The 16,789-nt window shown below is 61.0% G+C and carries 16 protein-coding genes; 6 read left to right on the top strand and 10 right to left on the bottom strand.

Annotated features, from left to right (window positions below; all coding sequences use genetic code 11):
- Positions 1–46 precede the first annotated feature (46 nt).
- Both ACFOW6_RS08625 and ACFOW6_RS08620 read right to left on the bottom strand, forming a co-directional pair.
- Positions 47–289 (bottom strand): Lrp/AsnC ligand binding domain-containing protein, encoded by a 243-nt coding sequence (locus tag ACFOW6_RS08625; RefSeq protein WP_382421929.1) that lies wholly within the window; start codon positions 287–289, stop codon positions 47–49.
- A 52-nt stretch (positions 290–341) separates the two neighbouring features.
- Entirely contained in the window at positions 342–1,874 is a 1,533-nt protein-coding gene (locus tag ACFOW6_RS08620; RefSeq protein WP_382421928.1) for a DEAD/DEAH box helicase, read from the bottom strand.
- Positions 1,875–2,088: 214 nt separating this feature from the next.
- Here ACFOW6_RS08620 and ACFOW6_RS08615 point away from each other — a divergent pair, with 214 nt between their 5' ends.
- Both ACFOW6_RS08615 and ACFOW6_RS08610 read left to right on the top strand, forming a co-directional pair.
- The gene (locus ACFOW6_RS08615) at positions 2,089–2,655 is read left to right on the top strand and encodes a hydrolase (protein ID WP_382421927.1); all 567 of its coding nucleotides are present in this window, start codon (positions 2,089–2,091) and stop codon (positions 2,653–2,655) included.
- The gene (locus ACFOW6_RS08610; RefSeq protein ID WP_382421926.1) at positions 2,652–3,359 is read left to right on the top strand and encodes an alpha/beta fold hydrolase; all 708 of its coding nucleotides are present in this window, start codon (positions 2,652–2,654) and stop codon (positions 3,357–3,359) included. Before ACFOW6_RS08615 ends, ACFOW6_RS08610 begins: the two co-directional genes overlap by 4 nt.
- Before the next feature lie 21 nt (positions 3,360–3,380).
- Here ACFOW6_RS08610 and ACFOW6_RS08605 read toward each other — a convergent pair whose 3' ends face one another.
- The 6 genes from ACFOW6_RS08605 to corA form a co-directional block, all read right to left on the bottom strand.
- On the bottom strand, positions 3,381–3,878 hold the full coding sequence (locus ACFOW6_RS08605; protein ID WP_382421925.1) for a hypothetical protein: 498 nt from the start codon (positions 3,876–3,878) through the stop codon (positions 3,381–3,383).
- Between the two features lie 54 nt (positions 3,879–3,932).
- The gene (locus tag ACFOW6_RS08600) at positions 3,933–5,057 is read right to left on the bottom strand and encodes an energy transducer TonB (RefSeq protein WP_382421924.1); all 1,125 of its coding nucleotides are present in this window, start codon (positions 5,055–5,057) and stop codon (positions 3,933–3,935) included.
- Positions 5,057–5,464: an ExbD/TolR family protein gene (locus tag ACFOW6_RS08595; RefSeq protein ID WP_382421923.1), complete on the bottom strand. Its 408-nt coding sequence runs from the start codon at positions 5,462–5,464 to the stop codon at positions 5,057–5,059. The genes ACFOW6_RS08600 and ACFOW6_RS08595 overlap by 1 nt, the downstream gene beginning before the upstream one ends.
- A gap of 5 nt (positions 5,465–5,469) precedes the next feature.
- On the bottom strand, positions 5,470–5,892 hold the full coding sequence (locus ACFOW6_RS08590) for an ExbD/TolR family protein (RefSeq protein WP_382421922.1): 423 nt from the start codon (positions 5,890–5,892) through the stop codon (positions 5,470–5,472).
- Positions 5,858–6,646: a MotA/TolQ/ExbB proton channel family protein gene (locus ACFOW6_RS08585; RefSeq protein ID WP_382421921.1), complete on the bottom strand. Its 789-nt coding sequence runs from the start codon at positions 6,644–6,646 to the stop codon at positions 5,858–5,860. Before ACFOW6_RS08585 ends, ACFOW6_RS08590 begins: the two co-directional genes overlap by 35 nt.
- A 107-nt stretch (positions 6,647–6,753) precedes the next feature.
- Positions 6,754–7,926 (bottom strand): magnesium/cobalt transporter CorA, encoded by a 1,173-nt coding sequence (gene corA, locus ACFOW6_RS08580; protein WP_382421920.1) that lies wholly within the window; start codon positions 7,924–7,926, stop codon positions 6,754–6,756.
- Between the two features lie 112 nt (positions 7,927–8,038).
- Here corA and mnmA point away from each other — a divergent pair, with 112 nt between their 5' ends.
- Both mnmA and ACFOW6_RS08570 read left to right on the top strand, forming a co-directional pair.
- Positions 8,039–9,190 (top strand): tRNA 2-thiouridine(34) synthase MnmA, encoded by a 1,152-nt coding sequence (gene mnmA, locus ACFOW6_RS08575; RefSeq protein WP_382421919.1) that lies wholly within the window; start codon positions 8,039–8,041, stop codon positions 9,188–9,190.
- A 175-nt stretch (positions 9,191–9,365) separates the two neighbouring features.
- Entirely contained in the window at positions 9,366–10,967 is a 1,602-nt protein-coding gene (locus ACFOW6_RS08570) for a CYTH and CHAD domain-containing protein (RefSeq protein ID WP_382421918.1), read from the top strand.
- On the opposite strand, the gene ACFOW6_RS08565 is transcribed toward ACFOW6_RS08570, so the two are convergent.
- Complete coding sequence (locus ACFOW6_RS08565; protein ID WP_382421917.1) at positions 10,964–11,491, bottom strand: SixA phosphatase family protein; 528 nt, start codon at positions 11,489–11,491, stop codon at positions 10,964–10,966. The two genes, ACFOW6_RS08570 and ACFOW6_RS08565, sit on opposite strands and share 4 nt — an antisense overlap.
- A 184-nt stretch (positions 11,492–11,675) precedes the next feature.
- Between ACFOW6_RS08565 and ACFOW6_RS08560 the strand changes: the two genes are divergently transcribed.
- Entirely contained in the window at positions 11,676–13,814 is a 2,139-nt protein-coding gene (locus ACFOW6_RS08560; protein WP_382422106.1) for an RNA degradosome polyphosphate kinase, read from the top strand.
- 11 nt (positions 13,815–13,825) lie between these two features.
- Complete coding sequence (locus ACFOW6_RS08555; protein WP_382421916.1) at positions 13,826–15,376, top strand: Ppx/GppA phosphatase family protein; 1,551 nt, start codon at positions 13,826–13,828, stop codon at positions 15,374–15,376.
- A 163-nt stretch (positions 15,377–15,539) separates the two neighbouring features.
- Here ACFOW6_RS08555 and rnd read toward each other — a convergent pair whose 3' ends face one another.
- Complete coding sequence (rnd, locus tag ACFOW6_RS08550) at positions 15,540–16,694, bottom strand: ribonuclease D (RefSeq protein WP_382421915.1); 1,155 nt, start codon at positions 16,692–16,694, stop codon at positions 15,540–15,542.
- Positions 16,695–16,789 lie beyond the last annotated feature (95 nt).

Below are 16,789 nucleotides of genomic sequence, written 5' to 3'. Positions count from 1 at the left end.
AATCCTGCCTTTTGTGCAGCGAGAGTTCGGGACGGCCAGGCTGGCGTCAGCCGAAAGCCTTGAAGGCGATAAGGGTAAAGGTGTCCTTGATACCAGGCAGGGTCTGGATAGATTCCGTCACGAAATGCCCAATGTCGGCATCGTCGTCCAGGTAGCATTTCACCAGCAGGTCGTACTGTCCGGAGGTCGAGTGGACCTCAGAGATCTGCTCTATATCCTGAACAAGTTCGTCGGCGACCTTGTAGGCTTCACCCAGCTCGCATTTGATCTGTACGAAGATGGTTTTCATGGTTCAAGGCTAGTCGACTGCGTCGTTTTCGGAAAGTGCAAGCGCGTTTCCGTCATGCACTGGCCGTCTGGGGGACGGGCCTCAAGAGGAAGGCCGGTGTGTGCTCACCGAAGGGAGATGTGCTCTCGTCGTTCTCCAGGAGCTCGGGATCCTTCTTGCGCGATTTCTTCTGACCCGAGCCGGGCTTGGCTTTCTGGCCGGTGGGCTTCTTGCTGCCCTTGGCTGCCTTTTCCGGTTTATCGGCAGTCTGCTTCTCGGACTCCTGCTTCTTTGAAGCTTGTTTCTCGGCGGCCTGTTCCTCGGAGACCTGCTCCTTTGCGGTGTCTTCCTTGGCCGTTGTCGAGGAGGCTGCAGACTTGCCGGACGCTGCCTTCTTGTTGGAAGTGCTCTTGCGTTGGCTGGGCGAGCTCTTGGCTTTCCGGTTCTCCGGTTTGTCCTCGCCAGAGACGGTTTCCACGCCTTGCGGGGAGATTTTCTGTATCTCGAAGCCGATCAGTTTCTGGACGCCATCGAGGTACTTGCCTTCGCTGGGAACGAACAGGGTGAAGGCCTTGCCGCTGCGCCCGGCCCGGCCGGTACGTCCGATGCGATGGACATAATCTTCGGCGTGGGTTGGCACATCGAAATTGAAGACGTGGCTGACGGCCGGAATGTCCAGGCCACGCGCGGCAACGTCGGAGCAGACGAGAATCTGGATCTCGCCCTTCTTGAAACTGTTGAGCGTTTCCATGCGGGCCGGCTGGGCCATGTCCCCGTGCAGGGCCTTGGCATTGAACCCATGACGCTCAAGCGAGCGCTGCAGGGTCGCTACATCGCGCTTGCGATTGGAGAAAATCAAGGCGCTTTGCATCTCGCCGGCTTCCTGTTTCAGGAGCTCACGCAAGGCGGCCCGCTTCTTCTTCGGCTCGGCTTCGCAGGGCAGCAGGCGCTGCGTAACGCTTGCCGCCGGCGAAGCAGGGGGTGCGACACTGATTTCCTTGGGGTTGCTCAGGAATTTCTCGGAGAGTTTGCGGATCTCGGGGGCCATAGTGGCCGAGAAGAAAAGCGTCTGACGCAGCTGGGGCAGGAGACTGACCAGCTTCTCCACATCCGGAATGAAGCCCATGTCCAGCATGCGGTCGGCTTCGTCGATGACCAGAAGCTTGGTGTCCGCCAGCAGGATTTGTCCGCGATCGAAAAGATCGAGCAGGCGACCAGGGGTGGCGATCAGCACGTCCACGCCGCGCTGGAGCAAGGCCTGCTGGTCCTTCATGGATTCCCCGCCGATCAGCAGGGCCATGGTCAGCTTGGAGTTCTTGCCGTACTTCTCGAAGCTGTCGCCAACCTGGGAGGCGAGCTCCCGCGTTGGCTCGAGGATGATCGAGCGCGGCATACGGGTTCGGGCCCGGCCGCTGCTGAGAATGTCGATCATCGGCAGGGTGAAGCCGGCGGTCTTGCCGGTTCCCGTCTGGGCCACACCCATGATGTCGCGTCCCATCAGGACGTAAGGAATTGCCTTTTCCTGGATAGGGGTCGGCTTGTCGTAGCCGGCGTCCTGTATGGCCTGGAGTGTCTCGGAACTCAGTCCAAGCTGTTCAAATGACATGTTGACTCTTAACTGTGGGGAAGTACTGCAGGCACTGTCGTTCTTGCAGTGACTGGGTTGGTCAAACGTTACGTTTTTCCATGGCCGTGTCAAGGGAGGCCTAATATAGCCTGCCTTTAAACAAGGAATATTGTACCCTTGTGGCGGAAATACAGCAGATTGTTTCTCGCAAGTCTATCTCATTTTTCTTTCGCTTTCATGAAGTAACGCACGAATGGTTTCTTCCGACCTACCCCGAAAGACCCTGTCAGCGGACCGCTCCTGCCTGATCACGATTGATGTACAGGACCGGCTTGCCCAGGCAATCGCGGATACGGAGAGCGTTCAGGCTGAGATCAGGAAGCTGCTCACGGCGGCCAGTCAGCTAGCGGTTCCGTGTGTCTTCACCGAACAGTATCCGGGTGGTTTAGGTGCGACCTTGCCTCAGGTGCGGGGGGCCGCGGAGCAGTCGGAGGTTGTCGAGAAGATAACCTTCAGTGCAATGGGCGAACCGGCCTTTCCGGCCTTTCTCGAGCGCGTGGAGCGCAGCCAGCTACTGCTCTGCGGAATGGAAACGCATGTCTGTGTTCTCCAGACAGCGCTGGACTTGAAGGGGGGCGGGCATGAGGTGTACGTCGTCGCGGATGCCTGCGGTTCGCGTGATCCTTGGCAAAAGGACACGGGATTGGCTCGCCTGCGCCAGGAAGGTGTCCGCGTCGTCAGCACGGAAATGGTGCTGTTCGAATGGCTGGAGCGCGCCGGCACAGAAAGGTTTCGTTCGTTGCTCGGGATGATCAAATGACAGAAAGAACGCCACTTGCCCTCTTGCCCGGTCTCCTGCTGGATGAGGATCTGTGGAGTCACCAGCTGGAAGAGCTCAAGGATGTCGCCGACATCCGCGTGGGCGATTTCAGTACCCAGAACAACGTCGCGGACATGGCCCAATCGGTCCTTGAGATGATGCCGGAGCGGTTCGCCCTGGCCGGCTTGTCGATGGGGGGATACGTGGCCCAGGAAATCATGCGCCAGGCACCGGAGCGGGTCGAACGCTTGGCCTTGCTGGACACCCGGGCATCACCGGACGAGGACGAGGTGGTCGCCCGCCGCAAGGACCTCATGAAGCTGGCGGAACGGGGCCGGTTCCGCGGGGTAACCCCGCGCCTCCTGCCGATGCTGGTTCACGAGGACAGGCTGGAGGACAGGGCCTTGTGCAATCGGATCCTGGCCATGGCGGAGCGCATCGGACGCGACGGTTTCATTCGCCAGCAGGAAGCCATTCTCAATCGTCCCGATTTCCGTCCGACCCTGGCCAGGATCACCTGTCCGACACTGGTGCTCTGTGGGCGCGAGGACAAGTTGACTCCCGTCGCGCTGCACAGGGAGATGGCCGCGGGGATCGCGACTTCACGGATGGTGGTGCTCGAGCATTCCGGCCACCTGCCCCCCATGGAGAAACCGGAAGAAACCACGGTCGAACTGCGCCGCTGGTTGACGGAGCAGGCCTGAGCCCGCCGGACTTCGTTCAGGTCATTGGAGCAGGGCCACTCCGGGATCAGGGCAGAGAGCAAGCCGACCCTCTCGTTCTCCGAACTCGGCCCGACAGTTCGGCAGGACCAGCCCCTCGCGTCTGAACCGTCCCATCAGTTGCGCGGCCGGCATGCGGGCAATTCGAACAGCTGCTCGCGGAACCGATTCGCCGAGCATGCTTTCGAAGCCCTGGACGCGCCCTTTCTGAATGCTTGAAAGCGCGGCAAGCAGGCGCTTTTCATCGCCGCTCAGGCAGCAGCTGCCCGGCTTTTCTATCACGATGATGCCCGGTGCCGAGGCCGCGATCGTCCGCATGAGTTGGTCCAGGTACTCCAGGGCATCTTCCAGGCCGGCGGCATGTGCCCCGTTCCGGAGGTTGCAGCAACGCCTTCCTCGTGCGCGCTGCTCCTCCACCCAACTGCGAATCATCCACAGCAGGAACTGGCCGGCGAAGGGCAGCTCCTGAAAACGGTCACTTTCTTGTCGTCCAGTATCCATGCGATATGGCTTTCGGTTGAGGAGAGATGTGCTCTCTTCGTTGCGGATTTGCGATCAGCGCAGGCGGAAGGCCAGTGGCACGCGGAACTCCAGGCGTGTCCGCTGAATCTCGTCCGGAGGCTCCGGCAGTGGACGCGCCCGTTCGATCATGGCCTCGACCTCGCGGTCCAGCAGGCTGTGGCCCGCACTCTGCTCTATGGAATAGTCGAGGACACGGCCTTCGCGGTCGATCACGAAGCGCAGGATGGCCGTGCCTTCCTGGCGTCGCTGGCGTGCGGCACGCGGGTAGTCCTTGTGCCGTTCGAGCCAGAGGCTGAGTTCGCCGAGATAGCGTTGCAGGGCATCGGCGGCTTCGGCATCTCCCGTCCCGGGGTCCTGGGTTTCTCCACCTGAGGTGGTTTCGGATGCCCCGGCTCCACTGTTGCCCAACGCAGCCTGCTCCTCTTGTTGAGAGCCTTCGGTCTCGGTTGGTTCTTCAGGTGCGGGCTCCGTTTCCTCCTGTGTGGTTTCCTGCGGCTCCTGCTGAGGGGGCTTGCGGGTCACCTGTCGGTTCTGCGGTTTTCTGGGCGGGGCCTGGTCCGGACGGCTTGGTGGAGTTGCCTGCTCGGTTTGCTCAGGCTCCTCCTCCGGAACGGCCTGTGCCGTCTGGGTCTCTGGCTCTGCCGCCTCCTGGGGGACCTGCTCCGTTGCTTCGGCCGTTTCGTTGACCTCGACAGCATCTGCGGTTTCGCTGGTCTCCGTGGCTTCCGCCATCTCTTCTTCGGGCACAGCGTCTGCGGTTTCTTCCCGGGGCTGACTTTGCTCCAGCGTTTCCTCGGATCTTGCCTCCGTCTGAACGTCCGACTGAGGGCGCGTTTCCGATTGGGACTCCGCGACAGGCGTTGTTTCGGCCATGATCTCGGAGGTTTCTTCCGCCTGCTGTGTTTCCTCGGGCACGGCTTCGCTGGCTTCCGAAGTCTCTTCCGGTGAAACCGCTGCGCTGGCGGAACGCACGGCGGCCTCCTGGAGGCTTTCCGCAGCCGTCTGTCCATCGCCCGCCAGGTCGAGCGAGATCTGTGTGCCACCGCCGGCCAGACTGGTTTGCTTATCCTGCTGCAAGCCGGAGAGCAGGAAGAAGGCAACGTGAAGGCCTACTGCAAGCGCCAGCGCCAGCAACCAGTGACGAAGAGTGATTTGCATCAGCGCCTGCTGTTTGTCAGAAGCGTGACCTGTTCCACCCCCGCCTGCCGCAGGCGGGACATGACCTGGACCAGTCGGGTGGATTCAAGGGCACTGTCGGCCTTGACTTCCAGGTCCACGGACTCCTCCTGCGAGAGGCGACCCGAAATCTCTTCCCCCAGCTGCTCGAGGGCAACTTCCGTATCCTCGAGCATCATTGTACCCTCATCCGAGATGAAGAGTGTAAGACGACGCTCTTCCGGAAGCGTTTCACTCAGGCTCTCGGGTGGCTCCACCGCGAGCGGGTCGCTTGCCGAGAGCTGACCGGCCAGCATGAAGAAGATCAGCAACAGGAAGACGATATTGATCAGCGGTAGTATGCCGGTCTCGCTGTCGATGCTGCGGGCTTTGGTGGAAGAGATACGCATGGGCTCTATTGTTCCGACAAGGAGATGTTGCGGCCGCCCGCGGCAGTGATTTCATCCAGAACGCGCACGGTTTGCTGCAAGGGTACTTCATTCATGGGGCGTACCAGGATACGTCGCTTCGGATCCTGCTGCAGCCGGCTTTCCAGAGTCGTGGCGAGTTCGCTGACGGACATCTGCTGGCCGGAGAGATCCACTTGACCGTTTTCATGCACACGCAGAAGCAGGGCCCCCTCCATGGTACTGCCAGTAGTGCTCCGGGCGGCCGGTGTGGATAGGGAGATGCTGCGCCAATCCATGAAACTGGAGGCCAGCATGAAGAAAACCAGGAGGATGAAGACGATATCGATCAGCGGGGTCAGGCGGACCAGACGGACAGCGGACCTGGTCCCTGCTTTATTCCGCAGGCTGAAGCCTCGCCCGGGCGACATCGTGGAACTGTCTGGAATCATGACTGCTTTCGGCTGAATAGAAGGCGCGCGTGAACACGCGGGTGACGCTGCTTTCGATGATATGGGTACAGTGGTCGACCCGACGTTCGAACCAGCTGAGCGCGAGGATGGCGGGAATGGCAACGGCCAGGCCCACGGCCGTTGTCAGCAGAGCCTCCCAGATACCGCCCGAAAGGACCGACGGATTCACCTGGTTCCCGGCCAGTTCCAGTTGCTGGAAGGCGGCGATCATGCCCAGTACCGTCCCAAAGAGTCCAAGCAAGGGGCTGAGGCTGCCGATCACCTCGAGGATGCGCAGATGCGCGCGCAGGGCGTTCAGCTTCTCGCCGGCGATGCGTTCCACCTCCTCGCGGACGAGCTGCTGTGAGAGATCGGCTCGGTTCATGCCGCGGATGGCTGCTTGCATGGGGGTAGCAGCTGGATGCCTAACGGCGTCCAGCAACCGCATTGCCGCTGCCGTATTGCCGTTCAGGTATTGATTGAGGGCATCGTCCAGGGGGCGTGTTTGACCCAGGCGCAGCCGCTGGAACTGGTAGAACTTCAGCAGAATCACGCTGAGGGCGACGACGGAGAGCACCAGCAGGATCGCGACCACGGGGCCGCCTGCAGTCAGAAGGTCCCCGAACTGGCCCAGGGAGGACAGCAGGCCCGGGTCCTCCTCGCCCAGGAACCGACCTGTTTCGGAATCCGGCATGGGAAGGGTATCCGTTTGAACGTAGATCTCGTCTTCCATACGGAAAAATCCTCTCGGGTCGGGGAGGGACGGTTAACGGGTGCGCTTGAGTGGCCTATTAGAGAGTCAATATTAGAATTGCCTCTCGTTTGCAACGAGAATGACTATCACTCGTTTTGACCATGCGCATCTTCGCGCCGCGAAAAGCTCTTGCGCCCGATCCACCCTTTCCTGTGAAAGAAGATCAACAGGGCCGCGGCCGTTCCCAGCATCAGGAGCCAGGCAAAGGGATACCCGAAGAACCAGCGCAGTTCGGGCATGTTGAGCGGGGAAACATCGGGGTCGAAGTTCATGCCGTAGATACCGGCAATCCAGCTGAGCGGCAGGAAGATCGTGGCAATCACGGTCAGTACCTTCATGACCTCGTTGGCCCGGGCGCTGGTGGCGGCCAGATGGGTTTCCAAGAGCCCGCCGGAGAGTTCCCGGTAGACCTCGATCATGTCTATGAGCTGTAGCGCGTGGTCATAGCAGTCGCGCAGGTAGACCCGGGTGTTCCGGGTAATGAAAGGCGTTTCCGGGTGCAGCAGGCTGTTGACCAGCTCCCGCTGGGGCCAGACGGCACGGCGCAACATAAGCAGTTCGCGTTTCAGGGCATGGATGCGCTGCATGCCGTCTTCCTCGTTCAGGCCCAAAACCTCGCTTTCCAGGTCCTCGAGGGTTTCGCCATAGCTCTCGAGCACCGGGAAGAAACTGTCGATCACTGTGTCGAGCAAGGCATAGGCCAGGTAATCGGCTCCGTTCCTGCGGATATGCTCCTGCCCGGCACGCAGGCGATTGAGGACGGGTTCGATGTGCTCATCCAGCGCATTGCGGAAGCTGATCAGGTATCCGTTTCCGACAATCATCGAGATCTGCTGGGTTTCAACCGTTTCTCCCTGTTGCAGGGCCTGGGTGGCGATGAAAAGGTGATCATCGTAGGGATCGGCCTTGGGACGCTGATGCAGATGGACGATGTCTTCCAGAATAAGCCCGTGCAGCCCCAGCCTGTCCGTCATGCGGCGCAGGCTATCCACGTCGTCGAGGCCGCGAACTTCGATCCAGGTCATCTCCGAGGTACCGATCCACTCAAGGGCCTCGACAAGATCGTCGCAAGGCTGCTCGTGAAGGCTTTCCGCTCCATAGCACAGGACCCGCACCTGCATGGGAGCGGCCAAGCCCTCGGGTTGCACGAGGGTGCCCGGGGGAGAGCCGGGCGGCGGCTTGCGCAGCCGGTGCCGGATACGGGGCTGAACGCGGGGCCGGGGAGCATGTTCAGCAGGGTGGGAACGTTGCGTTGTCATGCGGGCGATCTCCTTTCCACGCTGGCGGCAGGGGCGCTCTGTGCTGAGAGCAACCCAGGCAGGTCCACGCGACTGTTGCACAGGATGTGACGTACTCTATAGTGCCGGCACTATGAAGACTCTCGGATTTGACAAGGCTCCGGGCGACACGCGGATCGTGGTCGCCATGTCCGGCGGTGTCGACAGTTCCGTGACAGCGGCCCTGTTGCACGAGGCCGGTTATGAGGTCATTGGCATCACGCTGCAGCTCTATGACCACGGTATGGCGGTGGAGCGCAAGGGTGCCTGCTGTGCTGGCCAGGACATCTATGATGCCCGCCAAGTGGCCGACAGCCTGGGGATTCCGCATTATGTCCTGGATTACGAGAGCCGCTTTCGTCAGTCGGTCATCGATGAGTTCGCCGACAGTTACCTGAACGGGGAAACCCCCATTCCCTGCGTGCGCTGTAACCAGACCGTGAAGTTCCGCGACCTGTTGCAGACCGCCAGCGACCTGGGAGCCGATGCCCTGGCGACAGGTCACTACGTGCAGCGCAAGGAAGGCGATGGCGGTGCCGAGATGCATCGTGCCGTCGACCGCAGTCGTGATCAGAGCTATTTTCTCTTCGCAACAACGCAGGAGCAGCTTGATTTCCTGCGCTTTCCGTTGGGTGATCTGCCGAAGAGCGAGACGCGTGCACTGGCCGAGCGTTTCTCCTTGCCAGTTGCGGAGAAGCCGGACAGCCAGGACATCTGCTTCGTGCCCAATGGCTCCTATGCACGGGTGGTGGAGAAGCTGCGCCCCGGGTCCGTGGAATCGGGTGAGATCGTCGATCTGGACGGTCAAGTCCTGGGACAGCATAACGGCATCATTCACTACACCGTGGGACAGCGGCGCGGCCTCGGGATAGGAGGGGCCGAGGGGCCGCTCTATGTCGTGCGCCTGGAGCCGGAGACGCATCGCGTCGTCGTCGGTCCGAAAGCCGCACTGGCCAGAGACCTGGTGCGTGTACGTGAAGCCAACTGGCTTGGCCCCATCCCGTCCGGCAACGAGGGCATGCCTGTCGAGGTCAAGCTGCGATCGGCCCAAGAGCCAGTGCAGGGACGTGTCCATCTGTCCGGGACGGAAGACAAGGCGCGCTGCGAGGTGTGGCTCGACAGTCCCCAATACGGTGTCTCGCCTGGACAGGCAGCGGTCTTCTATCGGGGAGACCGGGTTCTGGGTGGCGGTTGGATCGATGCTACGGAACTGCGCAACGTCGAGGCCGCACGCCAAGTGGCCTGAAGTGAGCCAGAGCTCCTGATGGCCTGGGACAAAGCCGAGCCAACGCACATCCTCGCTTGCCGGTTGACAGCCCTAGGACAATGCGGCGAATATCAATAAGAGGCTGAAATATTTCAATTTTATTTCAGTTTTGTTGCAGCTGCCGTCTTCGTGTCCTTCAGGAACATTGCCGACCATGCCACTGGAACGTGAACTGAAACTGCGTCTTGCTCCCGATGCATTGAGACGACTGAAGCGGCATCCGGTCATCAGGGAGCAGGGCCGCGGAACCACCCTCAGCGAACGCCTGGTCAACAGTTACTTCGACAGTCCGGAGGGCCGGCTCCGAGCACTGGGTGCCGGTTTGCGGATTCGACGCAGTGGAGCCGAGCGACGGCAGACGCTCAAGATCCTGAAGTCGGAATACGCACGTCTTCTTGACAGCAACGGCCAGGGCGCGGGCAAGGAGGCGGCCAATGCCCTGCACAGTTACCTGGAGTTCGAAGCCTCGATAGATGGCGATCAGCCCGATCTCGAGCGTATGGACGATCCCGAGCTGAAGGACCAATTCCGCAGCGAGGGACTGTTCGAGCGGCTCGAGCCGGTGTTCACCACGGACTTCCATCGCTACAGCCACATGCTTGTAGAGGGAGAGAGCGAGATCGAGTTCGCGCTCGACGAGGGGGAAATACGGACCGGAGACCGGGTGGAACCACTCTGTGAAGCTGAGCTCGAGCTCAAGTCCGGCCGTGTGTCGGACCTCCTGAGGCTGGCGCTTCAACTCTGCGAGATCGAACCTCTCGCCCTGGAGATCCGCACCAAGGCACAGCGCGGATATACCCTGAGCCACGCCGATGGGGACTTGCAGGCCGATTTCGGCAGCAAGCCCGGCCTGAACAAGAAGGCCACGGTGCGCGAGGCATTTGGAGAACTTGCCGCGGCGGGGCTGTCTCACCTGCTGGGCAATGTCGCGGCCGTGGAAGAAGGGGGAAGTGCAAAGGCGCTGCATCAGCTTCGCGTATCCGTGCGACGCCTGCGCGCGCTCTTCAAGGTTCATGAACCTTTGCTGCCCGCCGAAATATTTACCTGGTTTGCGAACGAGCTGCGCTGGTTCCAACAGGAGCTGGGCCCGGCCCGCGAATGGGACGTCTTCATGGACGAGACGCTATCGCCGTTGCGGGCAAGGGTGCCGCGGGAGGCTTCGGACGAGTTGGGCAGACTTCGCAGGCAGGCGCAACGCCGGCGCGACAAGGCCTACAGCCGGGCCCGCAGCGCCTTGCAGGAGCCACGTTTCCTGCACTTGATCCTCCATCTCCAGCTGTTCCTGGAGGACGGAGAGTGGGGCAGCAGCGACAGTACCATGAAGGTCCGGAAATTCAGTAAGTCCGTGCTGGACAAGCGCCTCAAGAAGCTGCGCAAACTTGCCCGGAATCATGATGGCATGGCGGAGGGCGACCTGCACGAGATTCGCATTGCCGGCAAGAAGCTGCGCTATGCGATCGAGTTCTACCGCTCGCTCTACCCGCGCAAGCAGGTCAAGGACTACACGGCCTGCCTTGTGGCGCTTCAGGACAGCCTGGGAACGCTCAATGATGCGGTGACTGGCCGGAGGCTCCTGGAGGAACTGGACACAGGGCGCACCCGGACTGGGACAGCAGGCAGGACTGTGTCCCCGTCCTATGCCCATGGCCTCGTGCAGGGCTGGCAGGCGGGATTGATCGAACGCGACCTGCAGGACTTCTTGCGAATCTGGCAGCAGCTGGAACAGCAGCCACCTTTCTGGAAGAAGGGTGGCTAGTCCTCTAGGTCCCGGGGTCTGAGGAACAATTCCAGACGGCCCGTTGCTTCCTCCAGCATGGCCCAGTTGTCCATGGGAAAGCTCAACAGTAGAAAGGCGGCCGTGGGCAGCTTGCTTCTCAGTTGGGTCAGCTCTTTCGGATCCCGGGCCGTTCCGCAGAGCCGGAGACAAAGTTCATGCAGACCGGGGTTATGTCCTATCAACATCAGCCGCTGGATCGGCTCTTCCGTCTCCCTGCAGAGTTGCAGCAGTCGCTTGGCCGATGCCATGTAGAGGGTTCTGGTGACCTCAATCGGGAGGGGCCCGTCGGTCAGCCACTCCGGTGCCAGCAACGACCAGGTTTCGCGTGTGCGCTGGGCGTCGGAGCAGAGGACGCTGTCGGCTTCGATACCCCGGGCATGCAATGCGCGACCCATGGCGGGTGCATCCCGGCGGCCACGTTTTGCCAGAGGGCGCTCGATGTCCTCCAGGTCCGGATCATCCCAGCTTGACTTTGCGTGTCGCAGGACAAGGAGCTGTTTCAAGGTAAAGGCTTTTATCCGTGAGTGTGGGGGACGTGTACTATCCTTGCTGTCTGTTATCTTACTGTAGTCAAAGCTTGCTATAAATCCGATATTGCATCTTGTTCGAGAATGGCCTGAAAGCGAGAACGGCGTGAGGGACAATCAGACATCCGCCAGCAGGGACCAGATCCGCGGGGCCGAGCGCGTGCAGCCGGCACCGGAGGAATGGCCGGACGCGAATTCGCCCGAGCGCTTCATCAATCGCGAGCTTTCCTGGCTGGCCTTCAATGAACGTGTCTTGGACGAGGCTTTCAACAGCAATCACCCGCTGCTCGAACGTCTACGCTTCCTGTCGATTTCAGCCAGCAACCTCGATGAATTCTACATGGTCCGTGTAGCCGGCCTGAAGGGACAGGTGGGCGCAGGGATCAAGGACCTCAGCCAGGAAGGCTGGACACCTGCCCAGCAGCTGTCGGCCATCAACGCGCGCACCCAGAAGCTGATGCACCGGCAACAGACCTGCTGGATGGAGCTGAAGGAAGCCCTGCGCGAGAAAAACGTGCAGGTGCTCTCACGCGAAGAATTGACCGAGCGGGACCGCGATTGGGTCGCGGACTACTTCAATCGCCAGCTTTTCCCGGTCCTGACCCCCATTGCCATTGACCCGGCCCATCCCTTTCCCTTCGTGCCCAACCTCGGCTTTGCCATGGTTCTGCGCCTCAATCGGGGAGAAGACGTGGAGCCCATGACCGGGCTGATCCTCATTCCGCCGCAGAGCGAACGCTTCGTGCGCCTGCCCGGAAAGGCACTGCGCTTCGTGCGGATAGAGCAGATCGTGCGCCTGCACCTGCATCATCTCTTCCCAGGCATGGAGGTCAAGCAGGCAGGGGTTTTCCGGGTGCTCCGCGACAGCGACGTGGAAATCGAGGAAGAGGCGGAGGATCTGGTGCGGGTGTTCGAATCAGCGCTCAAGCGTCGGCGTCGCGGTTCGATCATCCGCTTGACCGTCGATCAGGGCATGCCGAATGACCTGCGCGAGTTTATCGTCTCCGAACTGGAGGCTTCCTCGGATGACCTGTTTCAGCTCAGTGGGCTGCTGGGGCTGGCCGATACCAAGCAGCTGATCACCGATGAACGCACGGATCTGCTGTTCGCCCCCTATACGGCGCGCTTTCCCGAGCGCATCCGCGACTACGAGGGGGATTGTTTCAAGGCGATTCAGGCGAAAGACATCATCGTCCACCATCCCTATGAATCCTTCGATGTGGTGGTGCAGTTCATCCGCCAGGCTGCCGCCGATCCCAACGTGGTGGCGATCAAGCAGACGCTGTACCGGACCTCGGAGGATTCGCCGGTCGTGAAGGCGTTGGCGGAAGCGGCGGAAGCCGGCAAGTCGGTCACGGCGCTGGTGGAGTTGAAGGCGCGGTTCGACGAGGAGCGCAACATTCGCTGGGCCCGCAACCTCGAACGTTCGGGGGTGCAGGTGATCTATGGCTTCATCACGCTGAAGACCCACGCCAAGGTTTCTCTCGTCGTTCGCCGTGAAGGAGGGGCCCTGCGCTCCTTCGTGCATTACGGAACGGGCAACTATCACCCCATCACGGCCAAGATCTATACCGACCTCAGTTTCTTCACGGCCGATCCAGCACTCTGCCGGGATGCAGCGCGCCTGTTCAACTTCATGACCGGTTACGCCAATCCCGGGGAACTGGAAAAGCTGGCGGTGGCACCAGTGAACCTGCGCGAAGCCCTGACCACCTATATCAATCGCGAGATCGCGTTTGCGAAGGAAGGCAAGCCGGCCGCCATCTGGGCCAAGATGAACTCGCTGGTCGACGGGGACATCATCGACAAGCTCTACGAAGCCTCGCAAGCCGGGGTGCAGATCGACCTTGCCGTACGCGGGATCTGCTGCCTGCGTCCCGGTATTCCGGGGCTGAGCGAGAACATCCGGGTGAAGTCGATCATCGGGCGCTTCCTCGAGCATTCGCGCATTCTCTGTTTCGGCAACGGCCATGAATTGCCATCACCGAATGCCCAGGTCTTCATTTCCTCGGCGGACTGGATGCCGCGCAATCTGAACCGGCGGGTGGAAACACTGGTCCCAATCGAAAACCCGACAGTGCACGAGCAGGTCATGGGCCAGGTCATGGTCGCCAATCTCAAGGACGAAACGCAGAGCTGGATCATGCAGCCGAATGGTGATTATCGTCGCAAGCAGGCCAGTGAGGAGAATTTCAGTGCCCAGTCCTTCTTCATGACCAACCCCAGCCTTTCCGGACGCGGCAGCGCACTCAAGAAGAAGCGCAAGCCCGGTGTCAGCCTGATCATCAACGAGAAGTAACGGTCGCCTACATGCCTGCGCATGCCGAACGTTTAACTGAACCTTCTGTAGCCGGTGGCCAGGAGACGGCCTTCAGTATCAGTTCCAGCAGTGAAGTGGGCCGTATTGGCGTGGTGGACATAGGCTCCAACTCCGTACGTCTGGTGGTGTTCGACAGCCTCAAGCGCGTGCCGGTCCCCCTGTTCAACGAGAAGATCCTCTGTGGTCTGGGGCGGGGCCTGAACAGCAGCGGTCAGTTGAATCCGGAGGGCGTGCAGCTCGCCCTGAACACCTTGAAGCGTTTTGTTGGCCTGGCGCGGGCCATGGAGGTGCAGCGCCTTGATCTGCTGGCCACAGCCGCCGTGCGGGATGCATCCAACGGCTCGTCCTTCGTCCAGGAGGTGGAGAGTCTCTGCGACATGCCCGTGCGGGTTCTTACCGGCGCCGAGGAATCCCGGCTTTCTGCCGAGGGCGTTCTTTCAGGCCAGCCGAACGCACGGGGATTCATGGGCGATCTCGGGGGCGGCAGTCTCGAAGTCGTGGCCCTTGGGGAAGGCGCGGGGGAGGCCTGGGCAACGCTGCCACTGGGTCCCTTGCGCCTGATGGATGCGGCTGGCGATGATCGCAAGAAGATCATGGCGAAGATCAATCACCAGCTGTCGGACCAGGCCTGGCTGTCCGAACTGAAGGGCCGGGACTTCTATGCGGTTGGCGGTGCCTGGCGGGCACTGGCGCGTATCCACATGGAACAGACTCACTATCCGCTGCACATGATCCACGGCTATTCCATGAACCAGGAAGAGGCTCTGGAATTGACGGGCCTGGTGAGCCAGCTGGGTAAGCGTTCCCTGGCGTCCATGACCGGCGTCAACAAGCGCAGGATTGAAACCCTGCCGTCTGCCGCCATGCTGATGCAGCGGATTATCGAGCTTGCCCGGCCGGAACGGATCGTCTTTTCCGCCTATGGTCTTCGTGAAGGCTGGCTTCACAATCTGCTAAGCCCCGAGGAGCGTGAGAGAGACCCCCTGCTTGCAGCAGCGTCAGACTGGGGTGCGCGAGAGGCGAGGTTCGGTGACCTGGGCGATCAGATCGCCGCCTGGTGCACACCGCTATTTCCGGATCGGGACGCGGAGGCCGAACGTCTGTGCCTGGGCGCTTGCCATCTGTCCGATGTCGGCTGGCGCTATCATCCGGACTATCGCGCGGAACACATTCTGCTGCGCATCCTGCGCGCGCAGGAGCTCTGTATCGAGCACTTCGAGCGGGCCTTCATCGGTCGTGCCCTCTACAGTCGCTATGGCGGAAGCAAGAATGCCGGCATCCTGAACTATACCCGGCAGTTGCTTTCCGAGGAACGGGTTCACATGGCCGATGCATTGGGACGGGCGTTGCGTCTTGCCTACACCCTGTCCGGTGGAGACCCCCAGATGCTGGAGGTGACGGTGCTGAAGCGGGAAGAGGACTGTCTTGTTCTGCAGATTCCTGCCGATGCTGCGGTTCCGCCAGGACAGATGATCGAAAAACGCCTGTCATCTCTGGCATCCGCTCTGAACATATCCAGGTCGGATATCCGGCAGGTTTGAAGAACAATTGTCTGCGGCTGTCTTCTTCCCGCCTTATCCCAGAACCTTGTATCGACTGGTTCCCTTGCACATCAACCATGACTTTTGTCAGAGCCACATCCAAGACTGGGCTGGATCTTTGGTGCCGCTAGACCGCCCGGCGGGGAAAAGAGGGAAGGCGTATTTAGTCGAGTGAGAGCACCTTCACAGATCGGTCCTCGGCCGACAGGGCTATCTTGCCCTGCTTCAGTTCCAGTGCGTACCGGCCAAAGATCTCCCGGCGCCAGCCTTTCAGGGCAGGTACGTCAGCCGCATCGTCCAGGGCAATCTGTTCCAGGTCGCTGACATTGGCCAGAAGCTTCTGGGCGATGTCATGCTCTTCACTTTTCGCCTTGAGCAGGACCTTCAGCAGTTCGATCAGGGCAGGAGAGGCGTCTTCCCGGTTGTCGGGGGCCGACGGTCCCTCGGGCAACTTGTTCTTCGGCAGGTTGGCCGTCTCCGAGATGACCGCCAGGATCTCGCGTCCGATGCGGCCCTTGGCCATGTCCCCGGAGAAACCTCGGAGACGGGCCAGCCCATCGGCGGTCTCCGGCCGATTGGAGGCCAGGTCATAGAGCTGTTCGTCCTTGAGGATACGACTGCGTGGCACATCCCGGCTCTGGGCTTCCTTTTCGCGCCAGGTCGCCAGAGCGCGCATCACGGCCAGGGCGCGCCTGTCGCGGGATCGGGATTTCAGGCGTAGCCAGGCCTTTTCGGGATCGTTCTCGTAGGTCTCCGGGTCGGCCAGCACGGCCATTTCGTCGCTCAACCAGCTTTCGCGCCCGTTCCTTTCCAGGCGCTTGCGCAGTTTCTCATAGACGTCACGCAGATGGGTGACGTCGGCCAAGGCATAGGACAGCTGCTTCTCGCCCAGGGGACGTCGGCTCCAGTCCGTAAAGCGGGCGCCCTTGTCGATGGACTTCGAAGTCAGGGCCGCCACCAGCTTTTCGTAGCTGACCTGATCGCCGAAGCCGCAGACCATGGCCGCCACCTGGGTGTCGAAGACGGGGGCGGGAACCGATCCCATCCTCTGGTAGAAAATCTCCAGGTCCTGCCGGGCCGCGTGGAAGACCTTGATTACGTCGGGATTCCTGAGCAGGGCATAGAGAGGATCGAGCTCGAGCCCTTCACTGAGGGGATCGATGATAACGGCTTCCTCGATGCCGCCCACCTGGATCAGGCAGAGCCTGGGCCAATAGCTGGTATCGCGCATGAACTCGGTGTCGATGGTGACGTAATCGGCACTTTCCTGGGCTGTACAGAAATTTTCGAGGCTCTGGGTGTCGGTGATGATTCGCATGCGTCGTCATATAGCCTGCCAGACAGCTGTCGAAAAGGGGCGTGTCGCGGCGGCCTTCACGTCTTGACAAATACCCTTCTTCGTTGCCTCTTGCC

It is taken from the genome of Fodinicurvata halophila (assembly GCF_042651425.1).
GTDB classification, from domain to species: domain Bacteria; phylum Pseudomonadota; class Alphaproteobacteria; order Kiloniellales; family DSM-21159; genus Fodinicurvata; species Fodinicurvata halophila.
The sequence above is the reverse complement of the archived record's forward strand: the minus strand, read 5'-3'. Positions and strand labels throughout refer to the sequence as shown.